The 16169-nt window shown below is 79.3% G+C and carries 9 protein-coding genes; 4 read left to right on the top strand and 5 right to left on the bottom strand.

The genetic code is table 11. From position 1 onward, the window contains the following. Positions 1-3 precede the first annotated feature (3 nt). From AC3WUG_RS05350 to AC3WUG_RS05340, 3 genes are all read right to left on the bottom strand, one after another. The gene (locus AC3WUG_RS05350) at positions 4-660 is read right to left on the bottom strand and encodes a TetR/AcrR family transcriptional regulator (RefSeq protein ID WP_492326711.1); all 657 of its coding nucleotides are present in this window, start codon (positions 658-660) and stop codon (positions 4-6) included. 69 nt (positions 661-729) lie between these two features. Then, entirely contained in the window at positions 730-1392 is a 663-nt protein-coding gene (locus tag AC3WUG_RS05345) for a response regulator (RefSeq protein ID WP_492326710.1), read from the bottom strand. Further along, entirely contained in the window at positions 1389-2762 is a 1374-nt protein-coding gene (locus tag AC3WUG_RS05340) for a sensor histidine kinase (RefSeq protein ID WP_492326709.1), read from the bottom strand. The genes AC3WUG_RS05345 and AC3WUG_RS05340 overlap by 4 nt, the downstream gene beginning before the upstream one ends. A 117-nt stretch (positions 2763-2879) precedes the next feature. Here AC3WUG_RS05340 and AC3WUG_RS05335 point away from each other — a divergent pair, with 117 nt between their 5' ends. Continuing rightward, on the top strand, positions 2880-3500 hold the full coding sequence (locus AC3WUG_RS05335; RefSeq protein ID WP_492326708.1) for a hypothetical protein: 621 nt from the start codon (positions 2880-2882) through the stop codon (positions 3498-3500). Here the strand turns inward: AC3WUG_RS05335 and AC3WUG_RS05330 are convergent. After that, a complete protein-coding gene (locus AC3WUG_RS05330) occupies positions 3476-5296 on the bottom strand; it encodes a glycoside hydrolase family 2 protein (protein WP_492326707.1) in 1821 nt (606 codons plus the stop codon). The two genes, AC3WUG_RS05335 and AC3WUG_RS05330, sit on opposite strands and share 25 nt — an antisense overlap. A gap of 124 nt (positions 5297-5420) precedes the next feature. Next, positions 5421-6449: a LacI family DNA-binding transcriptional regulator gene (locus tag AC3WUG_RS05325; protein ID WP_492326706.1), complete on the bottom strand. Its 1029-nt coding sequence runs from the start codon at positions 6447-6449 to the stop codon at positions 5421-5423. Between the two features lie 278 nt (positions 6450-6727). Here AC3WUG_RS05325 and AC3WUG_RS05320 point away from each other — a divergent pair, with 278 nt between their 5' ends. From AC3WUG_RS05320 to AC3WUG_RS05310, 3 genes are all read left to right on the top strand, one after another. Then, positions 6728-8005 (top strand): MFS transporter, encoded by a 1278-nt coding sequence (locus tag AC3WUG_RS05320; protein WP_492326705.1) that lies wholly within the window; start codon positions 6728-6730, stop codon positions 8003-8005. Positions 8006-8072: 67 nt separating this feature from the next. Beyond that, complete coding sequence (locus AC3WUG_RS05315; RefSeq protein WP_492326704.1) at positions 8073-10685, top strand: helix-turn-helix transcriptional regulator; 2613 nt, start codon at positions 8073-8075, stop codon at positions 10683-10685. Between the two features lie 195 nt (positions 10686-10880). Continuing rightward, positions 10881-16085, top strand: coding sequence for an SdrD B-like domain-containing protein (locus AC3WUG_RS05310; RefSeq protein WP_492326703.1), 5205 nt, complete (start codon positions 10881-10883; stop codon positions 16083-16085). Positions 16086-16169: the final 84 nt, after the last annotated feature.

Genomic DNA, 16169 nt, shown 5'->3' with positions numbered 1-16169 from the left:
GCGTCAGTGCTCCGGCATGTACCCGGCTCGGACGCTCTGGATGAGCCGGTCGACGAGGGCGTCCCACTGCGCGCGGGCGTCCGGCGCGGCGGGGTCGGTGGTGGTGCACCAGTGCATCGCGATCACGGCGACGCCGTGCACCAGGGAGGAGACGAGCAGCCGGACGTCCAGCAGCTCGGCACGCGGGTAGCGGCGGACGAGCTCGGCCGACAGGTGGTCGGCGACCCGGGAGAACGCCTCCTGCGCGAGCATGTTCGCCCGCGGGTCGTCGCCCTCGGCGAGCGGGCCGAGCGCGCCGGCCAGGTAGGTGATCGCGGGCGGCAGGTCGGCGCCGCGGAGGGTCTGGGCGAGCTCGTCGAACATCGACGCCCGGGTGCCGTCGCCGACGGGGGTCGCGCTGGCGACGGCCTGGACCTGGTCGATGACCACGCCGAGCCGCTCGGTGCAGGTCGACAGCACGACGTCCTCGAGCGACCCGAAGTGGTTGAACACGGTGCGCCGGGAGACGTCGGCGCGCTCGGCGAGCTCGTCGACGGTGAACTGGGCCGTGCCGCGCTCGGCGATGAGGGAGTCGGCGGCGTCCAGGATCGCGCGGCGGGAGCGCGCCTTGAGCGCCGCCCGCCGGTCGGTCCCCGCCGTCTCCGCCGTCTCCGTGGTCACGCGGACGACCGTAGGCACGTGGGTGCACTCTGTGCAACCGTGCACGGGGTGCAACCGGGCGGGTGTGGCTCAGGTCACGAGGCCGGCGCGGTGGGCGAGCGCGGCGGCCTCGAGCCGGGTGCGGCAGCCGAGCTTGGCGAGCACCCGGCTGACGTGGGTCTTCGCGGTGGTCTCGGACACGGTCAGCGCGTCGGCGACCTGCTGGTTGGACCGGCCCCCGGCGAGGAGCACCAGGACCTCGCGCTCGCGGGCGGTGAGCAGGTCGAGCCCGGGCGGCGCCACCGGCCCGCTGCCGGGCGCGGGTCCCTCGGGCGCGGCCACCGACGCGGCCAGCACCCGGCGGGTCACCTCCGGCGCCAGCACGCCCTCGCCTGCGGCGACCCGGCGCACCGCGTCCACCAGCTCCGCCGCGCCGACCGACTTGAGCAGGAAGCCGACGGCGCCCGCGCGCAGCACCCCGAAGAGGTGCTCGTCGAGGTCGAAGGTCGTCAGCGCGACGACGGCGCCGAGGCCCTCGGCGACCACCCGGCGGGTCGCCTCGATGCCGTCGGTGCCGGGCATCCGGACGTCCATGAGCACGACGTCGGGACGCAGCGCGCGGGCGTTCGCGACGGCCGCGGCGCCGTCGGCGGCCTCGCCCACGACCGTGATGTCCGGCGCCTGGTCGAGCATGAGGCGCAGGCCCGCGCGGATGGCGCCGTGGTCGTCGGCGAGCAGGACGCGGACCGTCATCGGGCGGCCACGGTCGGGTCGGCGGGGGCGGGGGTGACGCGGGTCGTCGAGGGCCCGGCGCGCCCGGCGGGCCCGGCTGCGGGGGCCGCGTCGCCGAGCGGCAGCACCGCCCGCACCCGCCACCGGGCGCCGTCGGGCCCGGCGGTCACGTCACCGCCGAGGGAGCGCGCGCGCTCGCGCATGGTGAGCAGCCCGGTCGCGGACCCGAGGGCCGCCCGGCGCGGTCCGCCGGCCCGGCCCGCGTCACCGGCGCCCGCGTCGCGGGGGGCCCCGTCGTCCGCGCGCGCGCCGCCCGCAGGCCGGAGCGCGCTCACGACCTCCACCTCCAGCGCGTCGTCGTCGGCGGCCACCCGCACGTCGACCCGCCCCCCGGCGGGCCCGTGCGCGGCGGCGTTCCGCAGCGCCTCGGCCGCGATCCGGTGGGCCGCCTGGTCGACCACCGCCGGCAGCGCAGGCAGCGGCCCAGCGGCGAGGTGCACGTCCAGGCCCCGGCCCTCGGCGTCGGCGACCAGGTCGGGCAACCGGTCCAGCCCGGCGGCCGCCCCGGCCGGTGGGTCGCCCCCGCCCCCGCGCAGCACGAGCACCATCGACCGCATCTCGGCGAGCGACGCGACCGCCTCCGCGCGGACGGCGCCGAGCGCGGCCCGGTCGCGCCCGGCCTCCGGGGCCCCGGCGAGCGCCGCCTCGGCGTGGATCGCGATCGCGGACAGCCGCGAGGCGACCACGTCGTGCAGGTCGCGGGCCATCGCGGCGCGCTCCTCCCGCACGGCGGCATCCCGGTCGAGGTCCGCGATCCGCTCGACGTCGGCGGCGTGCGCCCGCGCGAGGTCGGCCTGCCGGCGCTCCAGCGCGGCGCGGCGGGCCTCGAACGCGGCGGACTCCGTCCGGATCCGCACGTCGGCCGCCCACCACAGCGGCGTGACCAGCACGGCGGCGGCGAACAGCAGCGCCTGGGCGGCGTCGCGGAGGCCGTCGCCGAGGACGCCGCCCGCGACCGCCGCCGCGGTCGTCAGCACGGCCACCACGGCGACGAGCCCGCGCCGGCCGCGCGCCGGCAGGTGCACCCCCGCCGAGTACAGCGCGTCCCACAGCACCAGCAGCAGGCCGACCGAGCCGCCGGCGACCAGGCTCCCGGCGAACGCGCCGGTCGCCACGAGCAGCACCGCCAGCGGGTGCCGGCGCTTGGCGGCGAGCGCGGCGCAGCCGACCACCAGGAGCGCGGCGTGCAGGGCGTCCGCCGCCGGTCCGTCGGCCGCGGGGGCGGTGCTCGTGACGCCGAGGCCGAGCAGCAGCAGCCCGACGCCGAGGTACACCAGGGCGACGCCGCGGTCGTCGAGCCGCGGCCACCGGGCGGGTCGTCGCGGAGGCATGCGGCCATCCCAGCACGGACGTCCCCCGGGCGGGTCCTCCGAACGGACGACCCCGGCCCGCGGGATCGTGCGGACGGCCGACGACCGCGCCCCCGCCGCGCGGGGAGGCTGCCCGGCATGGACGCCCTGCGCGAGAATCCCGTCGCCCTGCTCGTCGTCGCCTGCGAGGTCGCCTTCTGGGTGTTCCTCGCCGCCGCGGTCGTGGCGCGCTACGTGCTCCGGCGCCGCCGCCTGTCGACGGTGCTGCTGCTCTGCGAGCCGCTGCTCGAGGTGGTGCTGGTCGTCGCGACGGTCGGCGACCTGCTCCGGGGCAGCGAGGCGACGTGGACCCACGGGCTCGCGGCGCTGTACCTCGGCTTCACGGTCGCGTTCGGGAAGCGGACCGTGCACGCCGTCGACGCCTGGGTCGCGCACCGGTTCTTCGGCGGCCCCGAGCCGGTGCGGCCGCCGAAGCACGGCCCGGTGCGGGTCCGGTACGAGTGGGCGCTGTGGCTGCGGGTGCTGCTGGCCTGGGCCGTCGCGTGGGCCGTGCTCGGCGTGCTGCTGCTGGTCTCCTCGGGTGCAGGGGAGGCCGCGGCGCAGCAGCGCGAGGTGCTGCTCGGCTGGGGCGGCCGGGCGACGGTCGTCCTGGTCGGGTGGCTGGTGTTCGGCCCGGTGTGGGAGACGCTGACGCCCGCGCGGCGCGAGGAGGAGCCCCGCGCGGGCGACGGCGCTCAGCCCGCGAAGATCCGGCGGTAGGTCTCCGGCGGGAGCTTGGGGTTCCGGTGCTCGTCGCACAGGCCGTTGGTCTCCAGGCCCGTGTCGGTGAGCTGGGTGTAGCAGTAGCCCTGCAGCACGGTCGACGCGCGGACGGCCCCGACGATGTCGGACAGCCGCGCCTCCAGGTCCTCGGTCGACCGGGCCTCGGAGTAGCCCCAGGACCCCTCGGGCGCGCCGGGCGCGTACGAGACGCCGCCGAACTCGGTCAGCAGCACCGGGACCGTCCCCGGCTCGGGCGCCGGGCCGCCCACCCACATGCGCCGCCCGGCGGGGCCGACGCCGTCGAGCGCCTCCGCCACGGCCGCCGCGTCGGCGTACCGCGGGCCGAGGACGGCGCCGCTGTCGGCGTAGTCGTGCACCGTGAGCAGGTCGGAGGACGTGTGCTCCCAGCCGTCGTTGGAGATGACCGGGCGCGTCGGGTCGAGCGCGCGGGTCAGCTCCGTCAGCGCCCGGCTGTACGCCTGCTGCGCGGGGTCGTGCGCGACGTGCTGCACGCCCCACGACTCGTTGAACGGCACCCAGGCGATGATCGACGGGTGCGACACGTCCCGCCGCACGACGTCCAGCCACTCGCGGGTCAGCTGGGCGACCGCCTCGTCGCTGAACCGGTACGCGCCGGCCGTCTCCGACCACACCGCGAGCCCGAGCACGTCGCACCAGTACAGGTAGCGCGGGTCCTCGACCTTCTGGTGCACCCGGACCGCGTTGAAGCCGAGGTCCTTGGTCAGCTGCACCTCCGCGCGCAGCGCGTCCGGGCTCGGCGGGGTGAGGTGCGACTCCGGCCAGTAGCCCTGCTCGAGCACGGAGCGCAGGTAGAACGGGCGGTCGTTGAGCAGCAGCGTCGCGCCCTCGGCCGCGACCGAGCGCAGGCCGCAGTAGGACTCCAGGCGGTCGAGCTCCGCGCCGTCCGCCGCGAGCAGGACGACCTCCGCGTCGATCAGCACCGGGCTGTCCGGCGACCAGAGCAGCCGCTCGTAGAGCTGGCCGTTGGCCTGCCGGGGGATCGCGACGGACACGTCGGCGACCGACCCCTCGACCGGCACCTCGGCCGCGCCCAGGTCCTCCCCGGCCCGGGTCAGCCGGATGCGCACCCGGCTGCCCGCCGGGGCGGTCGCGCGGAGCCGGACCTGGGCCGTCATCCGGCCGCCGGGCACGTCCGGCCGCCAGGCCACGTCGGCCACGGCCACCGCCGGCACCCGCTCCAGCCACACCGTCCGCCAGACGCCGGAGGTCCGGTGGTACCAGATCGCGTGCTGCTCGGGCTGCCAGTCCTGCTTGCCGCGGGGCTGCTCCACGTCGGTGCGGTCGTCGGTCGCGCGCACCACCACGACGTGCGCGTCGGGCGCGGTCGCCGGGTCGAGCAGGTCGGTGACGTCGACGGAGAACGGCGTCTGGCCGCCCTCGTGCCGGACGGCGTGCCGGCCGTCGACCCAGACGTCCGCCTCGTGGTCGACCGCGCCGAGGTGCAGCAGCAGCCGGTCCGCGCCCGCGCCCGCGCCGAGGTCCGCGGGCGCCGCGAACGCCCGCCGGTACCAGAGCGCCGCGTGGTCCCCGTGGTCCCCGATCCCTGAGGCGGTCGACTCCGGCGGGAACGGCACGACGATCTCGCGGTCGAACCGGCCGGCCGCGTCCGGGGCGTGCCAGCGCTCGCGCAGCCCGGCGTCGGCGTCGTCGAACGCGAAGGCCCACGGCCCGTCGAGCGACCACCAGCGGTCCGGGCGGACGAGCTGGGGGCGGGGGTGCAGGCCGCGGTCGGCTGCTGACGTCGTCGTCATGGCGGTCCTTCGGGGTCGCGGGAGTGCTGGCCAGGTCGCGCACCGCCATGTTGCCACGTGGCAAACGCGCGCGTCACGCCACGTCGCGGTGCGTGTCGGTGCCGGGGCGCGTGCGACGCGGCGGTCAGGAGGCGGCGGTCGACTCCCGGCCGACGACCGCGTGCGGCACCGTCACGTCCTGGGCGGGCCCGGCCTCCTCGCCGAGCTGCACCCGCGTCACCAGCCGGCCGACCGCGGCCCGCGCGATCGCGTCCCGGTCCGGCCGCACCGAGGACAGCGACGGCGTGGCGAACCGCGCCTCCTCGACGTCGTCGAACCCCATGAGGGCCACGTCGTCCGGCACCCGGACCCCGCGGGTCAGGCACGCGCGGAGCGCGCCCGCCGCCAGCACGTCGGTGAAGCAGAACACCGCGTCCGGCCGCGGGTCCTCGTCCAGCAGGGCGGACATCGCGGCGAACCCGGCGGAGCGCTCGTAGGCGTCGACGTACCGCATGAGCCGCGGGTCCGCGGGCAGCCCGGCGTCCGCCAGCGCGAGCCGGTAGCCCGCCTCCCGCTGGCGTCCCGTGCGGGCGGCGGCGCCCGGCTCGAGCCCGATCGCCGCGATCCGCCGCCGGCCCGCCGCCGCGAGGTGGGCGGTCGCGTCGCGGGCCGCGGCCACGTTGTCGATGTGCACGTGGTCGAAGGAGGTCGGGACGGTCCGCTCGCCCAGCAGCACCACGGGCCGGTCCGGGTCCGCCGCCGCCAGGTCGTCCGGCGTCAGCGCCAGCGGGCTGAGCACCAGGCCGTCGAACAGCGCGCCGCGCGGGCCGCGGAGCAGCAGCTCGCGCTCGCGGTCCGGGTCGCCGTCCGTCTGGTCGACGACGACCGTGAACCCGGCGCGGGTCGCCTCGCGCACCACGGCGCGGGCCAGCTCGGCGAAGTACGGCTGGTCCAGTGCGGGCACGACGAGGCCCAGCAGGCCGGTGCGGCCGGTGCGCAGCGACCGGGCGGCCGCGTTCGCGCGGTAGCCGAGCCGGTCGATGACGGACTGCACGTGCGCGCGGGTCCGGGGGGCGACGTGCGGGTAGCCGGTGACGACGTTCGACACGGTGCGCGGGGACACGCCCGCCGCCCGGGCCACCTCCTGCAGCGTCACCGCCGCCCTGCGCGCCATGCGGGGCACCCTAGCGCGGCGCCCCGCGCGGCCCCGCCGGCCCCGCGGGCCCCGCCCTCGCCACCGGCCCCGCCCGTGCGCGACGGGGTAGCCGACGCGTCGAGGGGGTAGCCGCCGTCTGCTCGCTCGACGCGTCGGGTACTCCCTCGGCGAGCAAGCCGGGTCGCGGGGTGGCGGGTGCCGAGCGCGGGGTGGCGGGTCGCGGGCGTGGGCGCCGGGGCTGGTCGGGGCGTGGGCGCCGGGGCGAGACGACCTGCGGGCGTCGGTAGGGTGCGGCTGTGCCGTCGCGCCCCATGCCGTCCGTCGCGGTCCCGCCGCAGGAGGGGACCGCCGCCGGGGCCCGCCGCGGCGGGGCGGTCGTCGCGCTGCTCGCCCTCGGCGCCGTCGGGGTGGCCCAGGTCGCGACCGCGGCGGTGCTGCCGGCGCTGACCCGGCAGCTCGGGCTGGCGGACTGGCAGGCGGGCGCCGTGACGTCGCTGTCCGCCGCCGTGGTCGTGCTGTCGAGCCCGTGGTGGGGGCGGCGCGCCGACCGGCGCGGCCCGCGGCCGGTGCTGCTCGCCGCGGTGCTGGCCGGGGCGCTGGGGGCGGGGGTCGTCGCCCTGGTGCTCGCCGCCGGCCCCGCCCACGCCGGCTGGGCCTGGGCGCTGCTGCTCGTCGCGCGGGGCCTGGGGATCGGGGCCGCCGTCGCCGCCGCCGGGCCGGCCGCCCAGGTGGTGCTCGTCGCCCGGTCCCGCACCGAGGCCGAGCGGGTCGGCTGGATCGCCCGCGCGGGCGCCGTCCGGGGGCTCGCGACGGCGGTCGGCGCGGGGCTCGCGGCCGCGCTCGCGGGGCTGGGCACGGCGGTGCCGGTGCTCGCGACGGTGGTCCTGCTCGTCGGCGTCGTGGTCGTCGTGCTCGCGGCCGGCCGCCGGCTCGGGGACCGGGGCGCCGCGGTGGACGCCCCGGCCGGCGTCGCGCCCGACCGGTCCGGCGCCGACCGGCCCCGCGCCGCCCGGCTCGGCGGCCTCGCCGTCCCGGGGGTGCGGGCGGCGGTCGTCGCCTCGGTGGCGGTGTTCCTGGCGCTCGCGCTGGTCCAGGGCAGCGTCGGCTTCCTCGTGCAGGACCGGTACGGCCTGCGCCCGGCGCCCGCCACGGCGCTGACCGGCGCGCTGCTGCTCGCGGCGGGCCTGGGGTCGATGCTGACCCAGGGCCTCCTGGTGCCCCGCCTGCGGTGGGCGCCCTGGCGGCTGGTGCGGGTGGGGTCGGCCGTCGCCCTCGCGGCGCTCGCGGTCTACCTCGTGCCGGTGCCGGCGCCCGTGCTCGTCGGGGTCGCGGCGGTGTTCGGCGCCGCGGTGGGCGGCGCGGCGGCGGGGTGCACGTCGGCGGCGTCGGTCGCCGTCGGGCCCGGCAGCCAGGGCGACGTGGCCGGCCTCGTGAACGCCGGGAACGCGGCGACGTTCGTGCTCGGGCCGCTGCTGGCCACCTCGGCCTACGGGCTGCGGCCGGAGGCGCCCGCCGTCCTCGCGGTGCTGGCCTGCGCGGTGGCGCTGGCCGCGGCGGCACGGAGCGGCCGGTGACCCGGTGATCCCCGCGACTCCCGCCGCCCCGGCGCCCCGGGGCGTGCCGCGCGTGCCGACGTGGGCGGTGCCGCGACCGCGCCCGCTCGCCCTGCTCGACCCGGACGCGTCCCTCGCGGTCCTGCACGGTCCCGCGGGCGCGGGCAAGACCCTGCTGCTCGCGTCCTGGGTGCGCGAGGGCGTGCCGGCGGGTCGCGCGGTCGTCTGGCTCGACGCCGAGGCCGCCGGCCCGGAGCCGTGGTCCGCCCTGCTCGAGCAGGTCGCCGGGGCCGGGCTGCTGGCCGACGGGCCCGCCGACGCGGCGCGCGGGGCCGTCCGGCGCGGGGGACGGGGGGTCGCGGCCGAGGTGGTCCGGGCGCTCCGGGCGATGTCGGGGCGGGTGCTGCTGGTGCTCGACGGGTACGAGGCGATCTCCTCGCCCCGGGTCGACGACGACCTGGTCGAGGTGCTGGCGGGGACCGACCTGCTGCACGTCGCGGTCACCACCCGCTCGGCGCAGGACCGGCTGCTCGCCGCCGCCTCGCTGCGGCTGGACGCGGTGGCGCTCGGACCGGACGAGCTGCGGCTGGACGACGCGGAGGTGGCGGACGTGCTCGCGCGCGCCGGCCAGGACCCGGCGGCGGCGCACCGGGTGCGCGAGGCCGGCGACGGGCTCGGGGTGCTGGTGCGGACGGTCGCCCTCGCCGCCGCGGCCGGGACCGTCGACCTGCGCACGGCGTCGCACCGCGACCTGGTCGACGTCGCGGCCCGCGGGGTGCGGGCCGTGCTGGAGCGCGACCCGGGCGACGAGGCGGTCCTCGCGGCGGCGCGCCGGGTCTCGGTCGCCGCGACGGTGCCGCCCGCGCTCGCCGACGCCCTCGCGGGGGACGGCGGGGCGGCGCTGCTCGCGCGGCTCGAGCGCGACGGGCTCGGCGCGTGGGAGGAGGCGGCCGCGGTCCCGGGCAGCGCCCCGGCGGCGGACGGGCCGGAGCTGAGGCTCACCCCGGTGGTCCGCGCGGCCCTGCGCGCCGACCTCGAGCGCGCGGAGCCCGAGGCCGTCGACGGGCTGCTCCGCACCGTCGTCGACTGGGGCCTGGAGGCGGGCCGGTACTACCCGGCGCTGCACGCCGCGGCCGAGACCGGTGACGTCGACCTGGTGACGACCGTCGTGATGCGCGTCTGGGGCGCCGGGCAGCGGACGAGCGCGGAGGACACGATCCGGGTGCTGGAGCGGCTGCCCCGGACCGCGGTCGCCGGTCGCCCGGCGCTGGCGCTGCTGCTCGCGCTGCTGCACAACACCCGGGCCGAGCACCGGGCGCGCGCGCTGGAGTGGCTCGCCGTCGCCGCGGGCGGGGCGGTGCTGCACCTGCCGCGGGCGAGCACCGCGGAGCGCGCGGTGCTCCGCTCCGCGGAGAGCGTCGCGATGCGGCTGCTGGGCCGCGGGGGCCGCGCCCGGACGGCGGCGCTCGCGGCCGTGGAGCACCTCGCCGCGACGCCGCCCGGGGCGGACGCGACCGTCGACGGGCTCCGGGCGCTGCTGCACCGGCAGCTCGGCACGTCGCTGCTCACGGCCGGCGACGTGGAGCGGGGTCTCGCGGTGGCCGCGGGCGGGCTGGCGCACGAGCGGACCGGCTCGCTCGGGGCGTTCACGGCGCAGGCGCTCGCGGCCGGCTTCCTCGCGGTGCAGGGCGACGTGGCCGGGGCGCGCACGGCGGTCGCCGCCGCCGCGGCCACGGAGCCGCCCCGCCGCCCCGAGACCGCCTACCGACGGTCGCCGCTCGACCTGGGGCGCGTCCACCTGGCCCTGGAGGACGGCGACCCGGCTGCCGCGGTGGCGCTGCTGGACGACCTGGCCGACGAGCTGCGGACGAACGAGTTCTGGCCGGCGTTCGCGGAGGCGCGGGCGACGGCCGACCTGCTGCTCGGGCAGGCGGTCGCCGGCGAGGAGGCGCTCGCGTCGGCGCTGCACCGGGGCCGGCGCGCCCCGACCACCGGGTACTGGCGCGCGCGGCTCGCCGCGTCCCGGGCGGTGCTGGCCCTCGCCGCGGGCCAGCCCGAGCGCGGTCTGCAGCTCCTCGAGCCGGTCCGCGGTCCGCACGCCGCGGTGCGGGTCGCGCGGGGGCGGCTGCTGCTGTCCGTCGGGCGGCGGGACGAGGCGCGGGCGCTGCTCGCGGCACCGGACCTGCCCGACGAGGGACCGCGCCTGCGCGCGGCCCGGCGGTTCCTGCTGGCGGCCGCGACGGCGCCGGGCGCGGAGGTGCGCGGCGCCGCGGGCGATGCGGGCGACGACGCGGCGGCCCGGCTCGACGCGCACCGGGAGGTGGCGTCCCGGGCGCTGCGCGAGGCGTGCGCCGTGGTCGCGGTCGGCGGCTCGCGGACGGGCTGGCTGCTCGTGAGCCCGGCCGAGCGCGCGGCGGTCGCCGCGCTGGGGGCGCCCGACGCCGCCACCGCCGACGCGCTCGCGGTGCTCTCCGGACTGCCGGCGCCGGTCCCGGACGTCGCCCCGGGCTCCGGGCTCACCGAGCGCGAGCTCGTCGTGCTCCGGCACCTCGCGGACGACGCCGGGCTGGCCGAGGTCGCCACCCGGCTGCACGTCTCGCACAACACCGTGAAGTCCCAGGCCCGGACCGCCTACCGCAAGCTCGGCGTCCGCAACCGCGCGGACGCCGTCGCGCGCCTGCGGGAGCTCGGCCTGCTCTGACGCGCGGCCCCCCGCGGGGCCGTCCCGCCCGCGCGGGCCCATCGCCGACCCGGCCCGCGGCCCGCCGGGCCGTCGCGGCCTTTCACCCCGGTCCTCACCTCCCCGGCCCCGTCCGCTCTCCCGATCCCCGATCCGCCGGACCAGGGCGCGCGACCGCGCCCGTTCCGCCGGCGCAGTCGAGGGATGGGTACGGGGATGAGCTGGGGATGGGGCGCGCGCGGCGCGTCACGGGGGATGCTGGAGCGGCTGACGGCGCTCGCGACGGTGGTGGCGCTGCTGCTGGTCAGCGCGGTGCTGGCGGTCGCCGTGCCGCAGGCGGCGAGCGCGGCCGAGGGCGACCGCGGCACGCTGGCGGTGCGCAAGACGGCGTCGGCGACCACGGCGCGGCCGGGCGACGGCGTGACGTGGACCGTCGAGGTGACCTGCGAGTCGATCGTCGCGATGTGCGCCGACGTCGCGCTCGAGGACGCCGTGCCGGAGCCGTTCGTGCTCGACGCGGACGGGGTCACGGTGCAGGCCGAGCAGACCGGCCAGGCGGTCGTGTCCGTCACCGGCGGGACCGCCCGGGTGGCGTTCCGCGAGACGGACCCCAGCCACCCCGGCGTCGTCGGCCTCGCGGCCGGGCAGAGCGTGAGCGTCCTGCTCCGCACCACGCTGCCGGCGGGGACCCCGCTGTCCTGGGACGGCCGGTCGGTGACCAACACCGCCGCCGTCACGGCGAGCAACGCCGACCCGGTGAGCGCCCCGGCGACCGTCGGGGTCGTCGTCCCGGTGACCCCGAGCGTCGCGGTCACCAAGCGCGTCGCCCCGGCCGACCAGGTCGCGGGCGACCCCGGCGACGTCACCGTGACGCTGGGCGCGCAGAACACCTCGCCCGTCGCGGCCACGGCGCTGACCGTCGCGGACCCGGCCGCCGGCACGCCGGCCGCGTTCGGCCCCGGCACGCCGCTGGTGCTCCGCGGCCTGGGTGCCTGGACGGCGCCCGAGGGCGCCACGTCGGTCGCGGTCGACCTGACCACGCCGGGCGGCACCGTCACGGTCGGCCCGTTCGCGCCCGGCGCGGCGCTGGACGCGGGTGGCGTGGACCTCGCCACGGTCTCGGGCGTCGTGCTGCGGTTCGCCGGGGACGGCGCGGCCGAGGGCACCATCATCGCCGGCGGGGCCGCGGGCTCGGTCGCGCTGGTGCTCGGGCAGGCGGGCACGGCCGACCGGGGCGCCACCACGCGGGTCCCCAACACCGCCTCGGCGGCGCTGACGACCCCGCGGGGCGACGCGACCGGCACCGCCTCGGCGACCTTCCAGATCAACCCGGTCACCGTCGAGGTCGCGGCCGGCAAGACCTTCGACGGCGCGGCCCGCGCGGAGGTGGTGGCCGGGCAGCCGTCGGTCGTCCGGCTGACCGCCCGCAACGCCTCGAACACGGAGCTGTCCGTGCTGCGGGTGGCGGAGCCGTCCACCGCAGGGGCCGGCCCGCTCGGCGAGCCGGCGGCCGGGCTGCTCGGGTTCGACGGGTTCGGCACCGACGGCTCGGGCGCCGTCGACGCGGCCGCGTGGCCCGCCGGCGCCACCGGGGCGACCGTGACGTTCCTCGGCACCGGGGCCGGCGCCCCCGTCGACGTGGCGCCGCCGGCCGGCGGGGTCACCACCTGGCCGGCGCCGCCCGCCGGTGCCGTCGTGACCGGCTTCGTCGTCGAGTACCGCGGCACGCTCGCGCCCGGCGCCGCGGCGACCGTGCCGTTCCGGGTCGCCACCGACGCCGCGTGGTCGCCGGTGCGGACGTTCACCAACGAGGTGGCGGTCGACGGCGAGGCCGCGGACGGCACGCCGGCCGCGGAGCGCACCGCGTCCGCGCGGCTCACCGTGCTCCCGCGCCAGGTCGTGACCACCGCGAGCAAGACGCTCACCCAGCAGGTGCAGGGCGCCCCGCTGCCGGGCGCGCCCGGGCAGGAGCTCGTCGCGACGCTGACTGGCCGGGTCTCCGCCGACACCACCGTCCCGGTCGGGTCGCTCGTGATCGAGGACGCCGCCGGCGGGGACGCCGGGTCGACGCTCTGGGACGCGGCCGCGCTCGACCGGGTCGGCTCCGTCCAGGTCCCGGCCGGCTCGCGCGCCGAGGTCCTGGTCCGCACCGGCGGCACCTGGGCCCCGCTCGCCGGGCCCACCACGGACGCCGCGGCGCTGCTCGACCTCGACGTCCCGGCGGGCGCGGACGGCGTGCGCGTCGTCTACACGCCGACGGGCGCGTCCCTTCCGGTCGACGGCACGTTCACGCCGCGCGTCGCCCTGGTGCTGGCGCTCGACGAGGCGGTCGCCCCGGGGACCGCGCTGCGGAACGAGGTGGCGGTCGAGGCCGCCGGCACCGGTGTCGGGTCCGGGCTCACCGGGCCGTCCGACGCCGGCGACGCCGTCACGTTCGGCCCGGGCGACGCCCCGGTGGACATCCGCCGGGTGGACGCGAGCAAGTCGTGGCGGGACGCGTCCGCGCTGATCGGGGCGGACAACGCCGAGCCGGGCGCGGACCGGCCGGCCAACCGGATCACCATGCGGGTGCAGAACGTGTCCGGCGTCCCGGTCGGCTCGCTGCGGCTGGTCGACCCGGACCCGGCGACCGACGACGGCAGCACGTTCGAGCACGTCGACCTCACGCGCCTCGCGGTGACGACCCCGGCCGGCGCCGGCGCGCTGCGGGTCGTGCTCCGCGGCGCCGACGGCGGCGTGCTGCACGACCTCGGCTCGGCGGCCGCCGTCGCGGCGCTGTCGGCCGCGGACCTCGCGGACGTGGTGTCCGTGGAGGCCCGCGCCGACGGCACCCTGCCGGACGGCGCCGCGCTGGTCGTCGTCGCGGACACGGTGCTGCGGGCGGAGACCCGCGCCGGCGTGCCGATCACCGGCACCGCCGAGGCGGCCCCGTCGACGACGCTCACCAACACGCTGGTCGGCGACCTCGGCCCGGGCACCCCCGCCGACGTCGCGCAGGCGGCCACGGTGCTGTACCCGGAGGCGCTGCAGCCGCTCGACGGCGCGCTGGCCAAGTCGGTCTCCCCGGACGCCGGGACGCGGTACGCCGCGGAGGACCGCACGGTGCGGCTGTCGCTCAGCGCGCGCCGGGTCAGCGACGAGGCCGTCAGCCGGCCGGCCACCTACGTGCTGGAGGACACGTCCGAGGCGTTCTGGGACGCGTTCGACCTGGTGGGCCTCGAGGCCCTCGCCGGGGTGACCGCGGCCGACGGCGCGGGCTACACCGCCGCCGTGCAGTACCGCGTCGACGGCGCGTGGACCGCGCCCGTCACCAGCGCGCTGCCGGCCGGCGTCAGCACCACGATGCCGCCCCTGCCCGACGGTGCCGCGGCGCTGCCGGGCGGCGCGTCGGCGGCCGACGCCACCGGGGTGCGGGTGACCTTCCAGGCGCCCGCGGGGTCCTGGTTCGCGAACCGCCGCGTCGGCGGGTTCGAGGGCCCCACCGCGGTGTTCGCGCTGAGCCCGCGGTCGACCCTGCGGAGCACCGGCGCCGAGGTGCCGGCCGGGACGCTGACCAACGAGGTCACCGGGACCGTGCAGGCGGAGCGCCAGCCGGCGCCCGTCGTGCTGGACCCGGCCGTGGCGACCTACACGGTCACGGACGGCGTCGTCGACGCCACCGTCACCAAGACGCCCGCCACCACCACGACCGGCCCCGGCTCGCGGCTGCCGTTCCGGCTCACCGCGACCAACACCGGCACCGCGCCGGTCGTGGACCCCGTGCTGGCCGACGTGCTGCCCGCGGACGCCGCCGGGCCGCAGCTCGTCTACGACCCCGACGCGTACGGGGCCGCCGCGGTCGCGGTCACGCCGGGCGACGCGGCGATCGCGACGGCCGAGCCGTCCGTGGTGGTCGACGGCGGCGAGATCCGGGTGACCTTCCCGCCCGGCACGCGGCTCATGCCCGGCGAGCAGGTGGCCGTCACGGTGCCGCTCGCCGTCCGCGCGGGGACCCCCGCCGGGTCCGTGCTGACCAACCGGTTCGTGCTCTCCGGCGCGGGCGGGCTCACCCGGGAGGCCACCGCGCGCGTCGACGTGGTGGCGCTGCCCAACTACCTGCGGGTCAAGGACGTCGCCGAGGACCTCGCGCCGGGCGCCGCCCCGACCGGGGTGGTGAACACCTCGGCGAGCGGCCAGGAGTGCGTGTCGGCCGACGGGTTCTACCGGACGCCCTGCCTCGTGCGCACCCAGCCGGGCGGGACCGAGACCTGGCGGCTGCGGGTGACCAACACCGGCAACCTGCCGACGGCGAGCGCCACCCTGGTGGACGTGCTGCCGTTCGCGGGCGACACCGGCACCTCGCGGTCCCAGAGCAGCAGCGCGCGGGGGAGCGTGTGGGCCACCGAGTACCTCGGCGACCTGCGGCTCACCGGCCTGCCGGACGGGGCGACCTCGTCCGTCTCCTACCTGCTCGACGGCGCGAGCTGCACCTACACCGGCGACCCGCGCTCGTCCGACCCGTTCGGGGCCGGCTGCGCCGCCGACGTGTGGACCCCCGCGGACCAGGTCGACGACCTGTCCCGGGTGCGCGGCCTGCGGGTGGACCTGGACCTCTCGGCGGCGAACCTGCAGCCCGGCGAGACGGTCACGGCGACGTTCCGGACCCGGTCCGCGACGGCCTACGACACCGCCGCGGCGGACGTCGACGCCCCGGCCTGGAACACGATGGTGGTCACCACCGCCAGCGTGACCCCCTCCGGGGTTGAGCACGAGACGCTGGAACCCAACCGGGCCGGCGTCGCCGTGCACCGGACGTTCGCCCTCGGCGACCGGGTGTGGCTCGACGAGGACCGCGACGGCCGCCAGGGCCCCGGGGAGCCGGGCGTCGGCGGGGTGACCGTCCGGCTGTACGCCGCCGGGTCGGATGAGCCGGTCGCCACGACCACCACCGACGCGGACGGGCGGTACGGGTTCGACCTGCTGCCGGCCGGGACCTACCGCGTGCGGTTCGTCCTCGACGGCGCGCTCGCGGGGCGGTACGGGTTCACGGCCGCCCGGCAGGGCGACACCGCGGAGGACTCCGACGCGGACGCCGCGGGCTGGACGCGCGAGGTGGTGCTCGGGGCCGGCGAGCCCCGGGTGCGACCGGTGCTGCCGTCGGACGGGGTCGGGGCGGACTACCTCGACCCGACGGTCGACGCGGGGCTCGTCCGGGTCCTCGGGCCGTCGCTGCCGGGCGACCCGGGCGACCCGGGCGACCCGGCGGGCCCGGGTGCGGGCGGTGGCCCGGCGGACGGGGTGGCCGGCGTGGTGGTCGCCGCCGGGGGCGGTGCGCTCGCCGTCACCGGCACGAGCGCCGGCCTGCTGGCCGCGGCGGCGGCGGTGCTCCTCGGCCTCGGGGGCCTGGCGCTGAGCGCCCGGCTCGCCCGCCGGCGGGGCTGACCGTCGGCGCGCGCCGCGCTCCCCCGGGCCTGTCTCTTCTACACACCTCCGAGCCCACAAGACATGGCGCCTGATCTGGGGGGG

It is taken from the genome of Cellulomonas sp. EB106-03-03-XG116, assembly GCF_058792015.1.
This window is presented reverse-complemented; position numbering and strand designations above follow the sequence as displayed.

Excerpts from the sequence above, each read along its gene's own strand:
- AC3WUG_RS05345 (WP_492326710.1), bottom strand. The coding sequence starts at position 1,392 with ATGACGGTCCGCGTCCTGCTCGCCGACGACCACGGCGCCATCCGCGCG.
- AC3WUG_RS05340 (WP_492326709.1), bottom strand. The coding sequence starts at position 2,762 with ATGCCTCCGCGACGACCCGCCCGGTGGCCGCGGCTCGACGACCGCGGC.
- AC3WUG_RS05335 (WP_492326708.1), top strand. The coding sequence starts at position 2,880 with ATGGACGCCCTGCGCGAGAATCCCGTCGCCCTGCTCGTCGTCGCCTGC.
- AC3WUG_RS05330 (WP_492326707.1), bottom strand. The coding sequence starts at position 5,296 with ATGACGACGACGTCAGCAGCCGACCGCGGCCTGCACCCCCGCCCCCAG.
- AC3WUG_RS05325 (WP_492326706.1), bottom strand. The coding sequence starts at position 6,449 with ATGGCGCGCAGGGCGGCGGTGACGCTGCAGGAGGTGGCCCGGGCGGCG.
- AC3WUG_RS05310 (WP_492326703.1), top strand. The coding sequence starts at position 10,881 with ATGAGCTGGGGATGGGGCGCGCGCGGCGCGTCACGGGGGATGCTGGAG.